The organism is Chryseobacterium proteolyticum (assembly GCF_046591535.1).
Taxonomy (GTDB): Bacteria; Bacteroidota; Bacteroidia; order Flavobacteriales; family Weeksellaceae; genus Chryseobacterium; species Chryseobacterium proteolyticum.
In genome coordinates this window covers 535,646-553,022 of record NZ_JBJLWK010000001.1, presented here as the reverse complement: position 1 = coordinate 553,022, position 17,377 = coordinate 535,646, and the positions used below count along the sequence as shown (strand labels likewise).

The 17,377-nt window shown below is 38.6% G+C and carries 20 protein-coding genes and 2 pseudogenes; 5 read left to right on the top strand and 17 right to left on the bottom strand.

Annotated features, from left to right (window positions below):
• The first annotated feature begins 20 nt into the window (after window positions 1-20).
• The 3 genes from ACJ5H0_RS02485 to ACJ5H0_RS02475 are packed head-to-tail and all read left to right on the top strand — an operon-like array spanning window position 21 to window position 1,140.
• The gene (locus ACJ5H0_RS02485) at window positions 21-479 is read left to right on the top strand and encodes a hypothetical protein (RefSeq protein ID WP_273647971.1); all 459 of its coding nucleotides are present in this window, start codon (window positions 21-23) and stop codon (window positions 477-479) included.
• A 2-nt stretch (window positions 480-481) separates the two neighbouring features.
• Window positions 482-784, top strand: coding sequence for a DUF3817 domain-containing protein (locus tag ACJ5H0_RS02480; protein ID WP_411246979.1), 303 nt, complete (start codon window positions 482-484; stop codon window positions 782-784).
• Window positions 781-1,140, top strand: a complete 360-nt coding sequence (locus tag ACJ5H0_RS02475) for a rhodanese-like domain-containing protein (protein ID WP_411246978.1) — start codon at window positions 781-783, stop codon at window positions 1,138-1,140. Before ACJ5H0_RS02480 ends, ACJ5H0_RS02475 begins: the two co-directional genes overlap by 4 nt.
• A 52-nt stretch (window positions 1,141-1,192) precedes the next feature.
• Here ACJ5H0_RS02475 and ACJ5H0_RS02470 read toward each other — a convergent pair whose 3' ends face one another.
• The 6 genes and pseudogenes from ACJ5H0_RS02470 to ACJ5H0_RS02445 all read right to left on the bottom strand — a co-directional run bounded on the left by ACJ5H0_RS02470 (window position 1,193) and on the right by ACJ5H0_RS02445 (window position 5,983).
• A complete protein-coding gene (locus ACJ5H0_RS02470) occupies window positions 1,193-1,837 on the bottom strand; it encodes an NADPH-dependent F420 reductase (protein WP_411246977.1) in 645 nt (214 codons plus the stop codon).
• A gap of 90 nt (window positions 1,838-1,927) precedes the next feature.
• A complete protein-coding gene (locus ACJ5H0_RS02465) occupies window positions 1,928-2,536 on the bottom strand; it encodes a Crp/Fnr family transcriptional regulator (protein ID WP_273647968.1) in 609 nt (202 codons plus the stop codon).
• Window positions 2,537-2,674: 138 nt separating this feature from the next.
• Window positions 2,675-3,631: a nitrilase family protein gene (locus tag ACJ5H0_RS02460; RefSeq protein WP_411246976.1), complete on the bottom strand. Its 957-nt coding sequence runs from the start codon at window positions 3,629-3,631 to the stop codon at window positions 2,675-2,677.
• A 180-nt stretch (window positions 3,632-3,811) separates the two neighbouring features.
• On the bottom strand, window positions 3,812-4,168 hold the full coding sequence (locus ACJ5H0_RS02455; protein WP_411246975.1) for a helix-turn-helix domain-containing protein: 357 nt from the start codon (window positions 4,166-4,168) through the stop codon (window positions 3,812-3,814).
• Window positions 4,161-4,608 (bottom strand): annotated as a pseudogene (locus tag ACJ5H0_RS02450) (DUF6597 domain-containing transcriptional factor). The gene ACJ5H0_RS02455 and the pseudogene ACJ5H0_RS02450 overlap by 8 nt, the downstream one beginning before the upstream one ends.
• A 136-nt stretch (window positions 4,609-4,744) precedes the next feature.
• Window positions 4,745-5,983: a Na+/H+ antiporter gene (locus ACJ5H0_RS02445; protein ID WP_172282861.1), complete on the bottom strand. Its 1,239-nt coding sequence runs from the start codon at window positions 5,981-5,983 to the stop codon at window positions 4,745-4,747.
• Between the two features lie 288 nt (window positions 5,984-6,271).
• Here ACJ5H0_RS02445 and ACJ5H0_RS02440 point away from each other — a divergent pair, with 288 nt between their 5' ends.
• Window positions 6,272-6,778, top strand: a complete 507-nt coding sequence (locus ACJ5H0_RS02440; RefSeq protein WP_411246974.1) for a pyridoxamine 5'-phosphate oxidase family protein — start codon at window positions 6,272-6,274, stop codon at window positions 6,776-6,778.
• Between the two features lie 83 nt (window positions 6,779-6,861).
• On the opposite strand, the gene ACJ5H0_RS02435 is transcribed toward ACJ5H0_RS02440, so the two are convergent.
• From ACJ5H0_RS02435 to ACJ5H0_RS02425, 3 genes are read right to left on the bottom strand one after another with little or no spacing between them, the layout of a single operon-like run.
• Window positions 6,862-7,095 (bottom strand): thioredoxin domain-containing protein, encoded by a 234-nt coding sequence (locus tag ACJ5H0_RS02435; protein ID WP_306612258.1) that lies wholly within the window; start codon window positions 7,093-7,095, stop codon window positions 6,862-6,864.
• Between the two features lie 4 nt (window positions 7,096-7,099).
• Window positions 7,100-7,984: a dihydrodipicolinate synthase family protein gene (locus ACJ5H0_RS02430; RefSeq protein ID WP_411246973.1), complete on the bottom strand. Its 885-nt coding sequence runs from the start codon at window positions 7,982-7,984 to the stop codon at window positions 7,100-7,102.
• A 30-nt stretch (window positions 7,985-8,014) separates the two neighbouring features.
• The gene (locus tag ACJ5H0_RS02425) at window positions 8,015-8,470 is read right to left on the bottom strand and encodes a cupin domain-containing protein (protein ID WP_273647963.1); all 456 of its coding nucleotides are present in this window, start codon (window positions 8,468-8,470) and stop codon (window positions 8,015-8,017) included.
• A 100-nt stretch (window positions 8,471-8,570) separates the two neighbouring features.
• On the opposite strand from ACJ5H0_RS02425, the pseudogene pdxR reads away from it, so the two are divergent.
• Window positions 8,571-10,026, top strand: a pseudogene (gene pdxR / locus ACJ5H0_RS02420) (MocR-like pyridoxine biosynthesis transcription factor PdxR).
• A gap of 150 nt (window positions 10,027-10,176) precedes the next feature.
• Here pdxR and ACJ5H0_RS02415 read toward each other — a convergent pair.
• From ACJ5H0_RS02415 to ACJ5H0_RS02380, 8 genes are all read right to left on the bottom strand, one after another.
• Window positions 10,177-10,833, bottom strand: coding sequence for a DUF6766 family protein (locus tag ACJ5H0_RS02415; protein WP_411246972.1), 657 nt, complete (start codon window positions 10,831-10,833; stop codon window positions 10,177-10,179).
• 17 nt (window positions 10,834-10,850) lie between these two features.
• Window positions 10,851-12,362 carry an FAD-dependent oxidoreductase gene (locus ACJ5H0_RS02410; protein ID WP_411246971.1) on the bottom strand — a complete coding sequence of 504 codons (1,512 nt, stop codon included), beginning with the start codon at window positions 12,360-12,362 and terminating at the stop codon, window positions 10,851-10,853.
• Between the two features lie 63 nt (window positions 12,363-12,425).
• On the bottom strand, window positions 12,426-12,569 hold the full coding sequence (locus tag ACJ5H0_RS02405; protein ID WP_306612248.1) for a hypothetical protein: 144 nt from the start codon (window positions 12,567-12,569) through the stop codon (window positions 12,426-12,428).
• A gap of 24 nt (window positions 12,570-12,593) precedes the next feature.
• Window positions 12,594-14,063 (bottom strand): alpha-amylase, encoded by a 1,470-nt coding sequence (locus ACJ5H0_RS02400; protein ID WP_411246970.1) that lies wholly within the window; start codon window positions 14,061-14,063, stop codon window positions 12,594-12,596.
• Window positions 14,064-14,068: 5 nt separating this feature from the next.
• Window positions 14,069-14,821 (bottom strand): SDR family oxidoreductase, encoded by a 753-nt coding sequence (locus ACJ5H0_RS02395; RefSeq protein WP_411246969.1) that lies wholly within the window; start codon window positions 14,819-14,821, stop codon window positions 14,069-14,071.
• A 5-nt stretch (window positions 14,822-14,826) separates the two neighbouring features.
• The gene (locus ACJ5H0_RS02390) at window positions 14,827-15,627 is read right to left on the bottom strand and encodes an SDR family NAD(P)-dependent oxidoreductase (RefSeq protein ID WP_411246968.1); all 801 of its coding nucleotides are present in this window, start codon (window positions 15,625-15,627) and stop codon (window positions 14,827-14,829) included.
• A gap of 4 nt (window positions 15,628-15,631) precedes the next feature.
• Window positions 15,632-16,132, bottom strand: a complete 501-nt coding sequence (locus ACJ5H0_RS02385; protein WP_273647951.1) for a CinA family protein — start codon at window positions 16,130-16,132, stop codon at window positions 15,632-15,634.
• Window positions 16,133-16,176: 44 nt separating this feature from the next.
• Entirely contained in the window at window positions 16,177-17,346 is a 1,170-nt protein-coding gene (locus ACJ5H0_RS02380; protein ID WP_411246967.1) for a zinc-dependent alcohol dehydrogenase, read from the bottom strand.
• Window positions 17,347-17,377 lie beyond the last annotated feature (31 nt).

The window sequence follows — 17,377 nt, the reverse complement described above, 5'->3', positions numbered from 1 at the left end:
CTGCGTATTAAAAACTACACATGTACCAGACGCTTACTTTTCTGCATTCCATCTTCCGGTGGTTGGTTTTAATAAGCCTTATATATGCAATATTCAGAGCTTATAAAGGATACCGTTCAAACAGCAAATTCTCTAAAACTGATGATTCCGTGAGACACTGGACAGCAACGATTGCCCATATCCAGCTTGTTCTGGGAATTATACTATACTCCAAAAGTCCTATTGTCTCCTACTTCTGGAAGAATTTCAAGGTAGCTAAAGATACCGGTGACCTGTTATTTTTTGGACTGATCCACATTTCCCTAATGCTGATTTCTATTGTTATGATTACGATTGGCTCTGCCCTGGCAAAACGTAAAGAAACCGACAAGGATAAGTTTAGGACTATATTCTTATGGTTTGGCGTCGGATTGCTTATCATTCTTATCGCGATCCCGTGGCCTTTCTCCCCTCTTGCAAACAGACCTTATTTCAGATAATTATGACAGATTTACTTAAAACCAAAATCGGACGCCTGCGGATCCTTGCTATTCTTGAAGGGATCTCGTTATTAACCCTCGTGTGCATTGCTGTTCCTATGAAGTATGGAATGGAAAATCCTTCTCTAGTAAAAATCATGGGACCGATTCACGGTTCTCTGTTTCTGCTTTTCCTTTTTAATACCCTGAGTGTGGGAGTTGAGCAACACTGGAAATTTAAAGAGACAACATGGAAAGTCTTAATAGCTTGCTTTATTCCTTTCGGAACCTTTTATATTGATAAAAAAATACTAAGCAAGCTATGAAGAACCTTCTTATTTTCTGGGGAATTTTGCTTGGGATTTATGTCATCTACCGGGTCTACAGATACCAGACTCTGGACAATGGTTTGCCCCAACTTATTAAAAACGGAGCCGTTATCCTGGATGTACGGACGGAGAAAGAATATGAAACCGGCCATATTAATGGTTCCGTCAATATTTCTTTAGGAACAATAAGGGAAAGGTATATCGAATTAGATCCCAATAAAACGTATATCACCGTATGCTCGCATGGGCTCAGAAGTGCAAAAGCTGAAAGTATTTTAAAAGAAAGGGGATTTCTAAAAGTTTATAATGGTGGAGCGTGGAGTGACTTGGAGAAGACCTTGAAACCGGATTAAAAAAAATCGAAAAGGTCCAAAAAGATCTTTTCGATTTAATATTTTAAAATTTTTATACTTTCTGCTTTGCCTCAGATAAGGTAACCAGTTTTCCCAAAGCACCGAATTCATGAAGGTCGCCAAATACTTCTATCCTGATCGATTGATCGATCCCTCCTACTCTTAATGCATTATAGCCGGTATCATGAATTAGCTTTTCTACCTGAGGATCGATACTGGTATCGTCTGTAGCATAGAATAAGACTGCTTTTTCTGGAGATTGATATGCTGCGTTGGACAACGTTTCGGCACCTAAGGTTCCCAGTGCTTTAACTAATTTTGCACCATGAGGAAGATAAGATGCATTGATTTCTCCTGCTGATTCATTTTCTCCGATAACTTTCTTGAATCCTCCACTTTCTGCTGGAGCAATCGGATTGGACGGATCAACGATGATTTTACCCTCCAGATCTGCGGAATAGTCTTTCATAAATCCACTGATGGTCCCAAAAGGAATAGCAAGGACTAGAATATCTGCATTTTTTACAGCACCTGGAATATCACTTGGTTCAGCATTCCATTTTTCAGAAAGTTCCTTTGCTTTTTCTAAATTACGATCTGCAGCAATAAATGAGGTATTGGACTTTGAAAGATTTCCTGCTACTGCCTGACCGATATTTCCCAAGCCGATTACGGCTACTTTTGATGATGTTGTCATGATGATTTCTTTTTAAATTGATAAGACAAATATCCATCGAAAAATGGTCTGTTTCCAATGAACTGCATCAAGAAATACGATTGATCTGGTTTAAGATTTTGATTTTACCAGTCTGTTTCTGAGTCTGCTGAGAAATTCAGGTGTAATCCCTAAAAAAGATGCAATCTGTGTTTGTGACAGACGATTAGACAAATGGGAATACGTGTGCATAAAGAAAAGATACCGTTCTTCTGCTGTAGAACTTATGCTTTGCAACAATCTGTTTTGTAATGTGATAAAACTGTTTTCCAGCAAAACCCTGAAGATTCTGTCAAATTTGGGAGCATTTGTATACAAAGTAACTAAATCCTCCCGGGTGATCTGCAAAAGCATGGTATCCTCCAAGGCATCAATATTAAGTTCTGAAGGCTGTTTCTTATGAAAACTTCCAATATCATTGATCCACCAGTTTTCTGCAGCAAATTGGATAATATGAGTATGGCCTTTTTCGTCTACCTTATACATCCTGAGGCATCCCCGGACCACAAAATTAAAATGAGTACAATGATCTCCTGCCTGAAGAACATATTGCTTTTTCCTGTATAATCTGGGCTTGAAAAGTTCAGTTACAAGTAGGCGTTCCTCCGCATTTAAAGGAATGCGTTGGTTAAAATAATCAATTAATGGCTCTACTGAAGCTTGTCCGGGATTTTCTTTCATAAAATGGATTCGTATGACAAATTTACTATTCCTTTGCTAATTTTATCCATTGATCAGCAATATTTAAGGAAATCATAATTCTTATTCAGTGAGTCCCGCATATTCCGGCAATAATACAACTGTGCAAATTCGTAGATTTTAATCATTTTCAGGATGTAACCAGATTACTTTCTGTTCAGGCTGATGCTCACGTCCAATGATATCCCGGTACAGATCTGGCCGTCTCGCTTTAATATACCGGTGTCCTCCTGACTGGAAGAGTTTTTCAGAAGTAATCAAAGCAGTTGCAAAGCTATCTTCAAATGAGCGACATTCTGCCAGAACATCTCCAAAAGGATCAATGATCATGGAGCAGCCATTTTTCAGCTGGTCATCATCCATTCCTATGGGATTGGAGAAAATAACATAAATACCATTGTCATAAGCTCGTGCGGGCAGCCATTTCATAAGCCAGTCGCGTCCTTTCATTCCATCAAACTCAAGGCGTAATGAAGTGGGATCGGCTTCCCGGTTTTTCCACAGTTGAGCATCTACAAAACCGGCTCCCGGTCTTGAGGAGGGTGTACACATGGTAACATGAGGCATAAAAATAATATCTGCTCCTAAAAGTCTGGTAGCCCGGACGTTTTCAATAATATTATTATCATAGCAGATCAAAATTCCGCATTTCCATCCATGAATATTAAAAATACAGTATTCCTGTCCCGGACTAAGATGGGGATTGATGAAAGGATGCAGTTTCCTGTATTTCGCTACCAATCCGTTCTTATCGACACAAACGTAGGCCTTGAACAGGTTATCATGCTCATCTTTTTCAAAAAGACCGGCTAATATGGTAATGTTAAATTTCCCAGCGATTTCCTTTAGTTTCTGTATACTTTTGCCTTTCGGAATGAATTCGGCAATATCGAGCATTTGTTCCCTGTTTAGTTTTCGGGCAAATGTATATCCTGTGATTGAACATTCGTGAAAGGCAATAACGTGTGAACCTTTATGGGCAGCTTTCTCGCTTAGCTTTTCTATGACTGAAAGATTGTATTCTTTATCTCCACTTTTGTTTTCGAATTGCGCGCTTGAAATTTTTAGATTGGTCATATTTTTTTTTCAGCAAAGCTATAAGCTTGAAGTATTCCGGAATTGTAAAAATCCGCCATTTTCTCTGTGGCGTTTTTATCTTAAAATAAAATTAATAGTTAAAAAAAAACACGTTCATTATATCCAGCGAGTAGAAAATGAATTGTTACTGTTTTTTATTTATTGTGCTTTAAATTGGGTTCAATGAAGCTCTATAAAATTAACAGCTAATTTATTCTTCGTTGTAAGATATTGTCCGGGAGTCAGGCCAATGATGTTTTTAAAATCTTTGATCAGATGTGACTGATCAGTATACCCTGCTTCATAAGAAAGACTTGTCATGGTGGTGTTTTCAGTGGTATTCTTCATAAGACTCAAAAAGTGATGAAGCCGTATGATGGTATTGTACCTCTTAGGAGATATCCCAATATGGTTTTCAAATGTCCTTTCGATATGCCTTTCGGAATATCCCGTAAAGCGTTCGAGCTTTTTTAAAGATACCGTTCCTTTATTTTGTAAAAGATATTGCTGGGCTTTTATCAGCCAAAGCTCAGACATATTTTTTTTTGGAAATCAGTTTTAAAAAGAAGAGATCCAAAGCATTGATTATCAATTGCGGATCATCTTTTTTATAAAGACTTTCCTGGAATGGAAGCAGCTGATTTTTTAAAATATCAGTTGCAGAAATGATTTCATTTTTAGTTTCTTTAGCAGGCACACCAAAAAGAAGATTGAAAAAATAGGGCTGAAAAACGACTGCCAATAAAGAAAACTCCCCTTTTGTATAAAGATCTTTGTAGACAGTTGGCTGACCATAAAAAAAAAGATGAGGGCAGGCTTTGCATTGAACCATCGGACATATTCATATCGGGTGATAGGATAAGCCCTGTATTCCCGTCAGCAAATAAACGCAAGTCTTTATGATCTTTTTCAGTGTTTTTTAAAAAGATGTAATGTTTGATAAAACCGGATAATTGACTGGAAGGAGAAACCTGCATGATCCAAAATTAGGTAAAAATAACTAATAAAATATGCCATCCCGGAAACGGGGTATCCAATCTACATAGTGTGTTGCAAGAGTTTGAGTGATGAAAACAAGCAATTAAAGCCTTTATTTGAATATGCTTATACCATTTATAATTTAAACTTTTTAACGATCCACGGTAACGTTAAACCTTGTCCTAATAAGGAGATCAAAACCACAACGACAGATAAAAAGATAATTTCATTACGCATCGGAAACGGTTCTCCTCCATTAATCGTTGTTGGAAGACCTAATGCAATGGCTAAAGAAACAATTCCGCGCATTCCCGACCAGCTAAGAATAAAGCTCGTTTTGGAGTCGAACAAAGCTTCTTCGCTGATTTTTCTTTTACCCTGAAATGCCTTTTGAAGGTTAAATTGCTGCAGATATACCCTGGCCATTCTGATCAGTAAGGTTACAATCACAATAATAGCAGCATAACCCGCATAGGTCCATACCTGGATTTGAGGCATTTTCTTCAAAATAACAGGGAATTCCAGTCCAATCAATAAAAAGATCAATCCATTGAGTAAAAAAATAATGATATCCCAGAAATTACGGGATTGTTCCTTTACATGATCAGGAAATTTAATCCTGCTCAGTTTAGACATTCCCAAACCTAACATAACAACAGCAATTACCCCGGAAACTTTGAAATGTTCAGCAATAAGATAAGTTACAAACGGCATCAAAAGGATCAGACTGTTTACAACCATGGCATCTTTACGGAAGAAGGCAATAGCGAATCTTAATGCTATAAAAATAATCCAGCCAATAAGAAATCCACCTCCCAGTACACATAAAAATTCAATGGACGCTTTCCAGGTTACAAAAGCTACTCCCGTTACGGCAGCTACGGCAAAACGATATGCTACCAACGCAGAGGCATCATTGATTAAACTTTCTCCTTCAAGTATAGTCATTGTTTTATGGGAGAGACCTAATCCTTTTGTTACGCCTAAAGCTGCCACAGCGTCGGTTGCAGATAGAATAGCGCCTAAGACAAAAGCCAATGGCCACGTCATTCCGGGAATTAGATAATAAGCCAGCACAGCAATACCTGCAGTAGTCATAAAAACAAGTCCTATAGCCAGGGTACCTATTGTATTGAGATTGGTTTTAAACTGCTGAAATGAGATATTAAATGCTGCATCATACAATAAAGGAGGTAAGAAAAGCAACATAATGATCTCCGGATTGATCTCAACCTCTGGCATAGCAGGAACAAACCCGATCATCACCCCGGCAATTAAAAGCAGCATGGGGACGGGAACCTTAAATTTACCCGCTAAACCGGACACCCCGATCATCAGGGCCATAATTACTAAAATGACTGCATAGTTCTCCATCAGGTTTGTTGTATTTCAGAAAATGTATCGTTTTAACTGTTTATTGAATGTATAAAAGTAACAAAATATTATTTCTGCTTATCAAAAGTCCTTTCATTTTCTTTGTATTATCCAAGACCAGAGGAAAATTTATTTTAGAAGAAGGGGAAAAAATATACCACAAATACAAGTTTTTAATAGACTAAATATTTCGTATTGGCATTTATGGTTAGATTTTTGAAGTGTAATACCTGAAATGAATTATCATTTTATTCAATTTTCTTAACCAATCACTTAAAATATAATATTATGTCAACAAAAGATCTTGTCCATTTGGAGGCAATCAAAAAGATTCAGGAACTTTCGACGAAAGCAAGAATTTGTATGTTTTGTACAGAACTGGAAACTGTTCCTGTTAATTCCCGTCCCATGACTTTGCAGGAAACGGATGACAGCGGGAATTTATGGTTTATAAGCAGTGAAACCAGCAATAAAAATTTTGAGATCAAAGAAGATCGAAGAGTTCAACTATTCTTTATGAATAATGATGATTCCCAGTATCTTTCTGTATACGGTGAAGCATCTGTATACAAGGATAGAGCTACAATTGAGGAAAAATGGTCTGCAATGGCAAAGGCCTGGTTCGATGGTAAAGATGATCCTAATGTGACGATTATCCGAGTGGAACCGAAAGAAACCTATTATTGGGACACTAAGGCTGGAAAACTGGTAAGTTTGTTAAGCTTTGTTGCTTCTGCCGTTACAGGAATCAAGACCAATAATGCTGATGGTGTGGAAGGCAACGCCAGCATTTGATCATAAAAAAGCAGACCGATTTCTCGGTCTGCTTTTTTAGTATTTTCCTTCTCTATTAATACAGGTTTTGACCTGTTTTCATTTTATTTTTTCACATCTTCCAGCGATGCTCCGAAATTAATATGAAGTACATTCCCGTTAGGAGTAATTAAAGCAGGTACAGACTTTACACCAGCTTTTTCTGCAGCATCAATTCTGTCCCTTTCCTCTCCAAGATGTACAACTTCTATATGGTCTTGACCGATCAGGTTAATGATATCGTGCTCTGCACTGACACATACAGGACATCCCGCATGATAAAAAACGGATTTTTTCATTTGATTAATTTTTAAGGTTATTAATAATATTTTTTAACTCTTTTATTTCATTTTCCTGCAAGGGTTTTAGAGGGCTTCTTAAGCAGCCTCCATCTTCACCCAGGATATTTAAACCAGCTTTAATCGCTCTCGGAAGTCCTTTGGAAACAATAAACCTGAGTAATTCCACCTGTTTATAAAAAATATCCTGAGCCTCCCGTAATTCGTTATTTTCAATGGCCTTGTACAAATCTATATTCAGTTCAGGAATTAAATTAGGAGCTGCGGTACACCATCCTCTTGCACCAGCCGCAAATGCAGCAAGCGCCAACGGGTTCGATCCGTTATAAAAAGCGACATCCTCTCCAAGCTCTTTTCGCAGGTAATGCATTCTTTGGATATCACCTGTGCTTTCTTTAATCATAGTGACATTGGGAATTTCCAACAACCTTTTCAGTAAGGCCGGGGACATATCTACTCCACCGGTTGCCGGATTATTATACGCCATAATGGGTATTGATATTTTACCGGCTACTTTATCATAATGAGCAACGATTTCGTCATCTGTTAATTTCCAGTAACTCATTGGAATGATCATTACAGCATCAGCTCCCGCCTTTTCAGCAAATTGTGCATGATATATTGTTTTTTCAGTGGTTAAATTAGAAACACCCACCAGTGTCGGGATCCTTCCCTTTACCTGCTTTAGTGTTGCTTCAGTAACGGCCTCTTTTTCTTCATCCGATAAATACGGCAATACACCGGTACTTCCCAAAGGTGCAATACCGTTACTTCCGGAAACAACAAGTCTTTCGACTAACTTTTCGAAAAGAGGGAGATCTACTTTTTCATTTGTATCAAATGGGGTTATAGGATAGGCAATGATCCCTTTAAATGGAACATTTTTCATGTATTTCTTCTTTTAAATGGTAATTTGATTTTACAAATCTCTTCCTTCTTCCTCTCTCAATGCTACTCCCAGGTTTTGTAATTGCGGAGCATTTTCACAGGCAATGTATTTTGCAGGTTCGGTATCACTGAGGTTTTGATGCTTGTGCCATCCCCACGATGGAATATATACAGCATCTCCGGCCTGCCATTCCACTTTTTCGCCTTCTATTTCCGTCCACCCTTTTCCCTCTATAACATACAGAACGGTTTCATAAGTATGACGGTGCCTGTTGGTTTGCTGCCCGGGTAATAATCCTCCAATGGTCATGCTTACATTTTTACTGGGCAGATCCACAAAGAAAACAGGATGTTTTCTTTCTGTTGAAAACTGATTATGCTCACCAGCTCTTTCTACATTTTTATGAATGAGATGACTGGGTTTTTGGAATTCTGGTCTTGCAAAAGTTTTATGAAAATCTTTTGAACTGAATTTTTCATTGTCCATGATGTAAAATATTTAATGTTTTTTGCATTATTGCATGACAAAATTATTTTATATTTGGACCAGTTAACTGATTCAGTTTTTATAAAAACAGGTAGTCCAGATGTTGCGTCCTTGGAAATTAGAATTTAAAATCGATAAAAAAAAGCTCAAAAGCAATATATCTTCAGATTGCAGATACCATCATAGCAGATATCCGTTCCGGAAGATTAAAAGCCGGAGATGTACTTCCGGGCAGTCGTATTCTGGCCTCAATGCTTGAAGTGAACAGAAATACAGTCGTTGAGGCTTACCAGGTTTTAATTAATGAGGACTGGGCAATCTCTAAAGAGCGTAAAGGTATTTTTGTTTCTGACAGATTACCTTCTTCATTTGAACTTTATCCCGTTGATACCAAAGCCCGTATAAATGATCATATCCCTTATGCAGATCCTTTTATCATTGACTTTGATGATGGGCATCCAGACAGTAAAATAGCTCCTATTACTGAATTGGCCAGAGCTTACCGTCAGATATTCGACAGGAAAGCCAGATGGCAGATGATGGGATATACAGATGTTCACGGCGACATTGAATTCCGGAGAGCAATTTCCCGGATGCTTAATCACCAAAGAGGAATGGATACCACTGAACATGAGATTTCCATAACCCGGGGAAGCCAGATGGCCATGTTTCTTACTGCAAAAAGTCTCCTAAATCCCGGAGATTATGTAGTGGTCGAAAATCCAGGATATAAGCCTGCCTGGAAAGCAATTGAGCATACAGGAGCCCAACTTTTGCCCGTATCCGTAGATCAAGAAGGTATAATCGTGGAAGATCTTATTCAAATTCTGAAAAAGAACAAAAAGATAAAAGCGATATATTTAACACCTCACAGACAGTATCCTACAACCGTTACTTTAAGTCTCGCTAGAAGGCTAAAATTAGTAGAGCTTTCCAATGAATATAGCATTACGATAATTGAAGATGATTACGATAATGAATTTCATTTTGGTTACCGGCCCATCCTTCCCCTTTCAAGTTTTGCAGAGCTAGACAATTATGTATATATCGGGACTATGAGTAAAGTTGTTGCTCCGGCTTTAAGAATTGGTTATTTAGTAACCAAGGACACTTTATTGCTTGAAAAGATCGGAGAATTGAGGAAGATCATTGATGTACAAGGCGATGTGATTATGGAACAGGCTGTTTTGGAGCTGATCAAGGAAGGAGCGGTACGAAAGCATATTAAAAGAGCTACTATTCATTACAGGAATAAGAGAGATTTTGTATACCGGCTTTTAAAACAACATATGGCGGGTTGTGCGGATTTTAATTTACCAGATGGAGGACTTGCTTTCTGGATTGTACCTAAAGCAGAATTGAACTGGGATATAGTAACTGATTTGTTATTAGATCATAAAATTAAAATAATTCATCCCAAGCATTATGGTTTTGATCAACATATCAATGGATTCAGACTCAGTTACGGTTCTCTTTCAGAGGAACAGCTGGAGCAAAGTATTAAGGTTATCGGGGAACTATTGTCCGGACTACATCAACAAAGCTCTCCCGTTTAGGAAAGCTTCGATGGTTATTGATTTTTAAAATGCCTATTTAAAAACTTTTCATTTAACTTACTTTAGTTCTTCTAAAATTTGAGTCCATTTCCGTTGGGAGGATGTTCAAAGGATGAAACATTTCTACTTTCCTTGCTGCATTAAGATTAATCAGGGATTTTCGTCATGAGCCATGTCAACGGGTTTAGATTCTGGTGACCCTTTCTCCCTAAGCCAGATGGATAGAATAACAAGAGAAAAAACAGCTAGAAATTCACTTTGCCAATTCTGAAATGATTCAAACCAGAAACGGGATTCTGTTATATAATTAAATGCTGTAATTACTGGTTTTTCCTTGGAGATCTGCTCCGTATTGTACTCTTTGAGACTACCGTAAAAATGCAGTGCGAAGCTTAAAAGAAATAAAATGGCAAAGGCTATGGATAGAGAATGCTTATACATCTTTAGCCAAATACCTCCTTTCTTCACAGGCCAGGGTGCTTTTGGATGTGGGACAGGTTCTTTGTCTACATCTTCTTTTTCTTCTAGGGATTTGGATTCGCTGGAGCCCTTTTGTCTAAGGGAAATCGTCAGTAAAACATAGATCATCATCTGGAGGAACTCACTTTCCCAGTTTTCAAAAGTCGCCTGAATGAAATGACCGCTGTATACATATTCACTCAGGCTGAGAGTAGCATTTCCTTCCTCCAGTAATTCTTTATTCTGAGTATTCCAGCCAGTTAAAAACTGCCCCAAAAGACAAATGAGCATTAAAGAAATTAAAACAATACTCAGACTATTCCGGTAAAAGAAATTATTTTTTGACATGACCGTAAGTTTTAAAATTAAGATTCTATTCTTTGCAAATCCTTCACGGCAGGGCCCGTAAGAAGCTTACCATTAACATTAAAACGGGATCCGTGACACGGGCAGTCCCAAGTGATCTCTGCACTATTCCATCTTACTTCACATTTTGCATGCGGACAGGTACTCTTTACCATATGTAAACTCCCTCCTTTCTCTTTGTACAGCGCATAAGACTCTCCTTCGTATCGGATCACCTTGGCTTCACCGTCTTTAATCTCCGAAAGTGAAGTTATTTTTTCAGTGAGTAATTTGTCTTTAATAAAATCAAACACTACAGTTGCCTGCTCCTGTACAAAAGTTGAAAATCCAGCGATCGGTTTGATCCTTCCGGGAGAAAAAAGCTGCTCATATTTATTAGATCCTTTTACAATTAAATCGCTTAAGATCTGTGAGGTAATGGTTCCGAAGATCATCCCATTTCCCCGAAACCCCGTTGCTGTATAAATACGACCTTTACTTCCCGGCAATACTCCGATATAGGGTAAGCCATCTACCGGCTCGTAATACTGACTGGACCAACTGTATTGAGCTGTCCCCACGTCAAAATACTGACGCACATAATTTTCAAGCCTCGAAAAACATACTCCTGTATCATCAGAATGTCCTGTTTTATGGTCTTCCCCTCCTGCAATTAGAAGGTTTTTTCCATCAATTTCCTGAATCCTGTAATAATGATACGGATCTACCAGATCATAACCAAGATCTTTCGGGTATGAATCACCTTTTAAGGTAAATGCAATGGCATAACTTCTATAAGGTGCATTCATAAAATGAAGCTGGTTAATCCCTGGAGGAATGTGAGTGGCATAAATTACATGTGTGGCGTTGATTATGCCTTTCGATGTATGCAATCTCACCATATCGTCAAACTCCTCATGGCTTTCACAAAGGCACTTTTCGATAAACGCACCACCGGCGGCGATAAAAGCTTCGGTAAGTTTTTTTATATATTTAACCGGATGAAATTGCGCCTGATCAGGAATAATTGCCGCTGCTTTAAACGGGATGGGAAATGGAATATCGTTAATAGAATCAATACGATGTCCTACTTTTGAAGAGCCTTCTATAATATCAGCGAGTTTCTTCTCCTGCTTTTCATCCAGAGCAAAAAGATAGCCGGTTTTCATCTCAAAATCGCAATCAATATCAAACTCATGGATATTGTTTTTAATAATATGAAGTGCTTCTATTCCTACATTTTTTAAGAGTATAGCATTATCTAATCCAAAATCTTTAATAGCTTCAGCATAGGTGGTATCAAAGAAATTATTCAGGTGAGCAGTGGTGCCTCCTGTTGTTCCAAAGCCAATATTGGAGGCTTCCAGGATAATGCACTTTTTGCCGGCCTTTCGCAGGCGCATTGCTGTTGAAATACCAGTAATACCGCCACCTACTATGGCTACATCATACAATGGGTCAGTATGGATTTTGGATGGGAATTTCCTGATTTCTTCCTGCCATATACTTTTTCGTACGCCGTCTCTAAACATAATAGATGTTTTAAGTTGTTATTCCAAAATATCAGATTTGTTTCCATTACTTATTAATGCACCCTACTTTTTAAGAGTGATGGTGTCATTTTCGACATCCGGACTTTTATATTTTGCCTTTGGCTCATCTTCTTCAAGATTGCATCTGCATGAAACCGTAGAAAAGAGACAAAAAATACCTAAAAGGATCGTTGCTGTTGTTTTCATAATACAAGTATTTGGTGGTTTATATTATTTTTGAATCCAGATGCTTACAGAGCGGGCATTTACTTTAAAAACGGCCCTTCCGTTCTCATCTGATTTTATTTTATCTTTTCTCTGTTGAAGAAAATCGAAATATTCGGAATTAGCATTTTCTTTCCCCAGATTAATTTCTTTGGCCCTCTCACCGTTGTTAGAAATGATGATGATACATCCTTTGTGTTTTTCATCGCCTTTTCTCATCCATGCAATGCAGTTCGGATCATCAAAATAGTTGATCTGCTCACCATGGGCAAATTCCTGCCGGGCTTTTAGAAGCAGTGGCAAAAGATGAACTTTAGGCATAGAAACTTTAATTTCTTTACCCTCTGACAAGTCAGTATATTCAGCACCGTATAGGTCCGGATAGAAAATACATGGATAAGCATTTTCGTTCATAAGGATCAATGTATAGGCAATCGGTTTAAACCAATCTTTAACGACAGATTCCAACGCCTGAAGTTTTTGGGTATCATGATTTTCTACAAATGAAACTGAGCATCTGGGGTTCTGACTTAAAAGAGTGCCATCCAGAATATTTCTCAGATCATATTTCTCCTCTTCATTGGAGGCATTATAAAAATGGTAATGCAACGGAACATCAAAATAACATAAAAGGTCTTCCATGAATTCAGAAAAGTCGTTGATTTTTACTACCTCATCTTTCCACAATTCCCCCATAATAAAAATATCAGGCTTAAGCTCCGTTTTTATGTAGATAATCCATTCTTTTAAAAAATCATAGGAAATATGTTTTAACGCATCAAGACGAAGTCCGTCTACTTTAGTCGTATCCACATACCATTTAATCCATCTTTTCATTTCTGTAACAACCTCCGGATTCCGGTATTCCACATCAGCACCCATCAGATAATCGTAATTTCCAAACTGATGACTGACAGAGTCATTCCATTCCTGCCCCGACGTATTGTGGATTTTAAAAACTCCCTGCTTTTCATTGTTGTCCTTAACAATAGTATCTATACCACTAAAACAGTGAAAATCCCATATGAAATCCGAGTATTTTCCATTTCTCCCGGGAAAAGTAAATTTCGTGAAAGCCGATGCTGAAAAAGAATCTCCTACCATTTTATTTCTGTTTTCTCCGTTTACTTCATGTACGATGATATCTTCTTTTTCATCCCCTCCTATCCTGTGGTTAAGAACGATATCCGCATACACCGACATTCCAATATCATGCGCTTTTTGAATTGCGGTAAGGTATTCTTCTTTTGTTCCATATCGTGTGGCTACTGTCCCCTTCTGATCAAATTCCCCTAAATCATATAAATCATATACATCATAGCCTCTTCCCTCTTTACCTAGCCCGCCTTTTGTCGCAGGAGGAAACCATACGGCAGTTATCCCAATTTCTTTTAGATCATCTGCTTTTTCTAAAAACTCTTTCCAGAGGTTTCCTTCATAATACCAATGGAAAAATTGCATAATAACTCCATTCATATCATTTATCCATTCACAATAAGTCCTCCGTTAGGATGTAAAACCTGCCCCGTAATCTGCGCAGATTCTGTACTGGCAAGGAATAAAAAACTGTAGGCAACCTCTTCGGGAGTTGCATTTCTCTCAAACGGAGGTTTGCTGGGATCCTCCTCTTCTTCACCAAAAGTTTCCTTGGTAAGAGGTGTTGCTACAGGTCCCGGTGCAACAGCATTGATCCTGATTCCTTTGGATTTCGACTGTAATGCCAGGGAACGGGTAAAAGATACAATTGCCCCTTTTGTAGCAGAATAGTCTACCAGTTCTTCGTGTCCCTGATAAGCCACCGCAGAAGTTGTATTAATAACACTTCCCCCTTCTTTCAGATAAGGGAAAACTACTTTTGTAAGGAGGATCATTCCGATGATGTTGGAATCAAATGTTTTTCTGATATTTTCTTCCTCCAATTGTTCGATATCCTCTGCAGGAAACTGAACTCCTGCGTTATTCAAGAGGATGTCTATGCCTCCGAATTCTTCAGCAACCTTCGCTGCCGTCTTTTCACAAAATTCATAGTCATTGATATCTCCCCTAAAAAGGATTGATCTTCTGCCGATCATCATAATGTCATTCTGTGTTTTTTCTGCATCCTCATCATCAGCATGGTAAATGATGGCAATATTAGCTCCCTGCCTTGCAAACAACAAGGCGACCGCTTTTCCAATGCCACTGTCAGCTCCTGTGATAAGAACCGATTTGTTGTTTAATCTTAATTCTCCCATGATCTTTAGTGTTTTTCTGAAACCGGCTCCTGCATGGCACCCATTCTCTGAGCAGCCATGCTGTCCGTCGATACATTAAGCATCGCAACGTTTAACTTATTTCTTGTCCCTGAAATGATCTTATCATCTCCTTTCATCAGAGCATTGAATCCATCCATAGCAACATCTGCCGGAGAGGAAAAATTTTCTTTATCTTCCATGATCTTGCTCCTGTTCATATCTGCTTTATTAAAGAAATCCGTATCTGTCGGTCCCGGTAAAAGGGCTGTTACAGTAATTCCGGTATCCTTCAGTTCTTCACGGATAGCTTCAGACCATGATAATATAAATGCCTTAGTACCGTGGTAAACGGAATGCCAGGGCCCGGGAGATTTGCTTGCAATGGACGCCAGGTTAAGTATTTTTCCACTTCCTTTGGATATGCGATCCTTTAAAAATAGTTTAGTCAGGATCACCACCGATGTGATATTGAGGTTGATGATGTCTATTTCCCTGTGTATATCAGTATCCTGAAATTTACCATAAACTCCCTGGCCTGCATCATTAACCAAAATTTCCGGACTAATGGCGTTGGCTTTGAGTTCAGAGTACAAAGAATAAGCTTCATCCTGCAGGAAAAGATTTTTGGAGATAGGGATCACATTCACTCCGTAGCTTTTAAATTCTTCTGCTTTAATTTTGAGCTGATCATGATTTCTGGAAACAATAACCAGGTCATATCCGTTTTTGGCAAAAATTTTGGCAAGCTCATAGCCTATTCCACTTGTAGCCCCTGTAATGAGTGCATATTGATTTTTACGTTCCATAAGTTTATTTTAATATTAAAACCTGGTTAAGCTCACTTTTAAAGCATCCTAGAATAAATTCGGTATAATATAACTGTGCATCCAATGCCTGAGTTTTAGGATGAAGTTCAAGCTTTTTACTCAGAACAATTTCTCCTTTGTATGAAAATGCGAAATATGAAAATATTTTATAGGATGAACTTCTCACCGGTGTACAATAACCTGTAGTTGCAATGGACCAGTCTGTATCAAATAATCTTGCGACACTCAGGGCCATGGTTTTGGCAATATTCTCAGATACGCAATCACATTCTTCGGCTTCTTTCTGATCCACATCCAGAAATATAACTTTCTGTGGTAAAGTGTAGGCGGTGATACCACCGTTATAGAATAGAGAAGCGTTTGGCATTTGTGAAAATGCAAGCTGTAATAAGCCTGATGTTACACTTTCTGCTACAGCAATTGTTTCTCCTGTTTTAAGTAAGGACTGGCTTATATATTGAAGCAAATTTTCTTGAAATTTCATAATCGTAAATTTTTAAGTGATTAATTGGTGTACCATGTCGTGTTTCATACTTTCCATGGGTCCAGGACGACTTTCACACAGCCATCTTCTTTTTTGTCGAAGATTTCATAGCCTTTGGCCACTTCATCCAGCCCGAGACGATGGGTGATAATATCATCGAGTTTTACTTCCCCATGTTCTACATGTTTCATCAGTTTGTCTATAATGGGATGTACAGGAGCCTGTCCTGCTTTTAAAGTGATTCCTTTATCAAAGATCTGTCCGAGTTTAAAATTATCGTAATTCACAGGATAGACCCCCAGAATAGATACGGTTCCTCCACGTCTTACCGCACTCATACAGGCCTCCAATACCTTGATTGATCCCTTTTCAAAATTCAGGACGGCTTTTGCCCTGTCCAGCAAATCTCTTTCAGGTTCGAAACCAACAGCATCAATGCAAAGATCGGCTCCCCGCCCGTCCGTCATGTCCCTGATCTGTTCAATGGTATTTTTGGCATCTTCCCATAAAATGGTTTCACAGCCCGTCAGCCTTTTGATCTGATCCAGCCTGTACTGTAAAGTATCAATTACAATGACCTTTTTGGCATTATGAAGAATGGCGCTTTTTACCGACATGGAACCAACGGGTCCGGCCCCAAAGACCGCTACTGTTTCTCCACCTTTTAATTCGCCCCACATAACGCCGGTATAGCCTGTCGGGAAAATATCGGTAAGAAATAAAACCTGTTCATCGGTAAGGTTATCGGCTACTTTTCTGGGTCCGAAATGAGCATAGGGAACCCTTACATATTGTGCCTGCCCACCATCATAACCGCCATAAAGATCCGTATACCCGAATAAGCCTCCTCCTTTTTCGGTAAGGATTCCGCCTTCTGGTCCATAATGTTCCGGATTACTGTTTTCACAAGCACCCGGCAGATCGTGCTGACAAAAAAAGCAGCCTCCACAGGCAACGGGGAATGGAACAACCACCCGGTCTCCAATGTTCAGATGGGTGATGCCTTTACCCAGTTCCTCTACAATTCCCATAAATTCATGTCCCATGACCATAGGACGAACTTGTGGTAATCCCCCTGAATACATATGAAGATCACTTCCGCAAATGGCTGTAGAGGTTACTTTTAAAATGATATCATTTGAATCCTGAATAACGGGATCGTCTACTGTGTCGCAGGTAATTTTACCTGGTGCTTGAAAAACTGCAGCTTTCATAATGTAATATTTTGGTGTGATGGTGTTGTTG

Coding starts and splice junctions, on each gene's coding strand:
- ACJ5H0_RS02485 (WP_273647971.1), top strand. CDS start 21: ATGTACCAGACGCTTACTTTTCTGCATTCCATCTTCCGGTGGTTGGTT.
- ACJ5H0_RS02480 (WP_411246979.1), top strand. CDS start 482: ATGACAGATTTACTTAAAACCAAAATCGGACGCCTGCGGATCCTTGCT.
- ACJ5H0_RS02475 (WP_411246978.1), top strand. CDS start 781: ATGAAGAACCTTCTTATTTTCTGGGGAATTTTGCTTGGGATTTATGTC.
- ACJ5H0_RS02470 (WP_411246977.1), bottom strand. CDS start 1,837: ATGACAACATCATCAAAAGTAGCCGTAATCGGCTTGGGAAATATCGGT.
- ACJ5H0_RS02465 (WP_273647968.1), bottom strand. CDS start 2,536: ATGAAAGAAAATCCCGGACAAGCTTCAGTAGAGCCATTAATTGATTAT.
- ACJ5H0_RS02460 (WP_411246976.1), bottom strand. CDS start 3,631: ATGACCAATCTAAAAATTTCAAGCGCGCAATTCGAAAACAAAAGTGGA.
- ACJ5H0_RS02455 (WP_411246975.1), bottom strand. CDS start 4,168: ATGTCTGAGCTTTGGCTGATAAAAGCCCAGCAATATCTTTTACAAAAT.
- ACJ5H0_RS02445 (WP_172282861.1), bottom strand. CDS start 5,983: ATGGAGAACTATGCAGTCATTTTAGTAATTATGGCCCTGATGATCGGG.
- ACJ5H0_RS02440 (WP_411246974.1), top strand. CDS start 6,272: ATGTCAACAAAAGATCTTGTCCATTTGGAGGCAATCAAAAAGATTCAG.
- ACJ5H0_RS02435 (WP_306612258.1), bottom strand. CDS start 7,095: ATGAAAAAATCCGTTTTTTATCATGCGGGATGTCCTGTATGTGTCAGT.
- ACJ5H0_RS02430 (WP_411246973.1), bottom strand. CDS start 7,984: ATGAAAAATGTTCCATTTAAAGGGATCATTGCCTATCCTATAACCCCA.
- ACJ5H0_RS02425 (WP_273647963.1), bottom strand. CDS start 8,470: ATGGACAATGAAAAATTCAGTTCAAAAGATTTTCATAAAACTTTTGCA.
- ACJ5H0_RS02415 (WP_411246972.1), bottom strand. CDS start 10,833: ATGTCAAAAAATAATTTCTTTTACCGGAATAGTCTGAGTATTGTTTTA.
- ACJ5H0_RS02410 (WP_411246971.1), bottom strand. CDS start 12,362: ATGTTTAGAGACGGCGTACGAAAAAGTATATGGCAGGAAGAAATCAGG.
- ACJ5H0_RS02405 (WP_306612248.1), bottom strand. CDS start 12,569: ATGAAAACAACAGCAACGATCCTTTTAGGTATTTTTTGTCTCTTTTCT.
- ACJ5H0_RS02400 (WP_411246970.1), bottom strand. CDS start 14,063: ATGAATGGAGTTATTATGCAATTTTTCCATTGGTATTATGAAGGAAAC.
- ACJ5H0_RS02395 (WP_411246969.1), bottom strand. CDS start 14,821: ATGGGAGAATTAAGATTAAACAACAAATCGGTTCTTATCACAGGAGCT.
- ACJ5H0_RS02390 (WP_411246968.1), bottom strand. CDS start 15,627: ATGGAACGTAAAAATCAATATGCACTCATTACAGGGGCTACAAGTGGA.
- ACJ5H0_RS02385 (WP_273647951.1), bottom strand. CDS start 16,132: ATGAAATTTCAAGAAAATTTGCTTCAATATATAAGCCAGTCCTTACTT.
- ACJ5H0_RS02380 (WP_411246967.1), bottom strand. CDS start 17,346: ATGAAAGCTGCAGTTTTTCAAGCACCAGGTAAAATTACCTGCGACACA.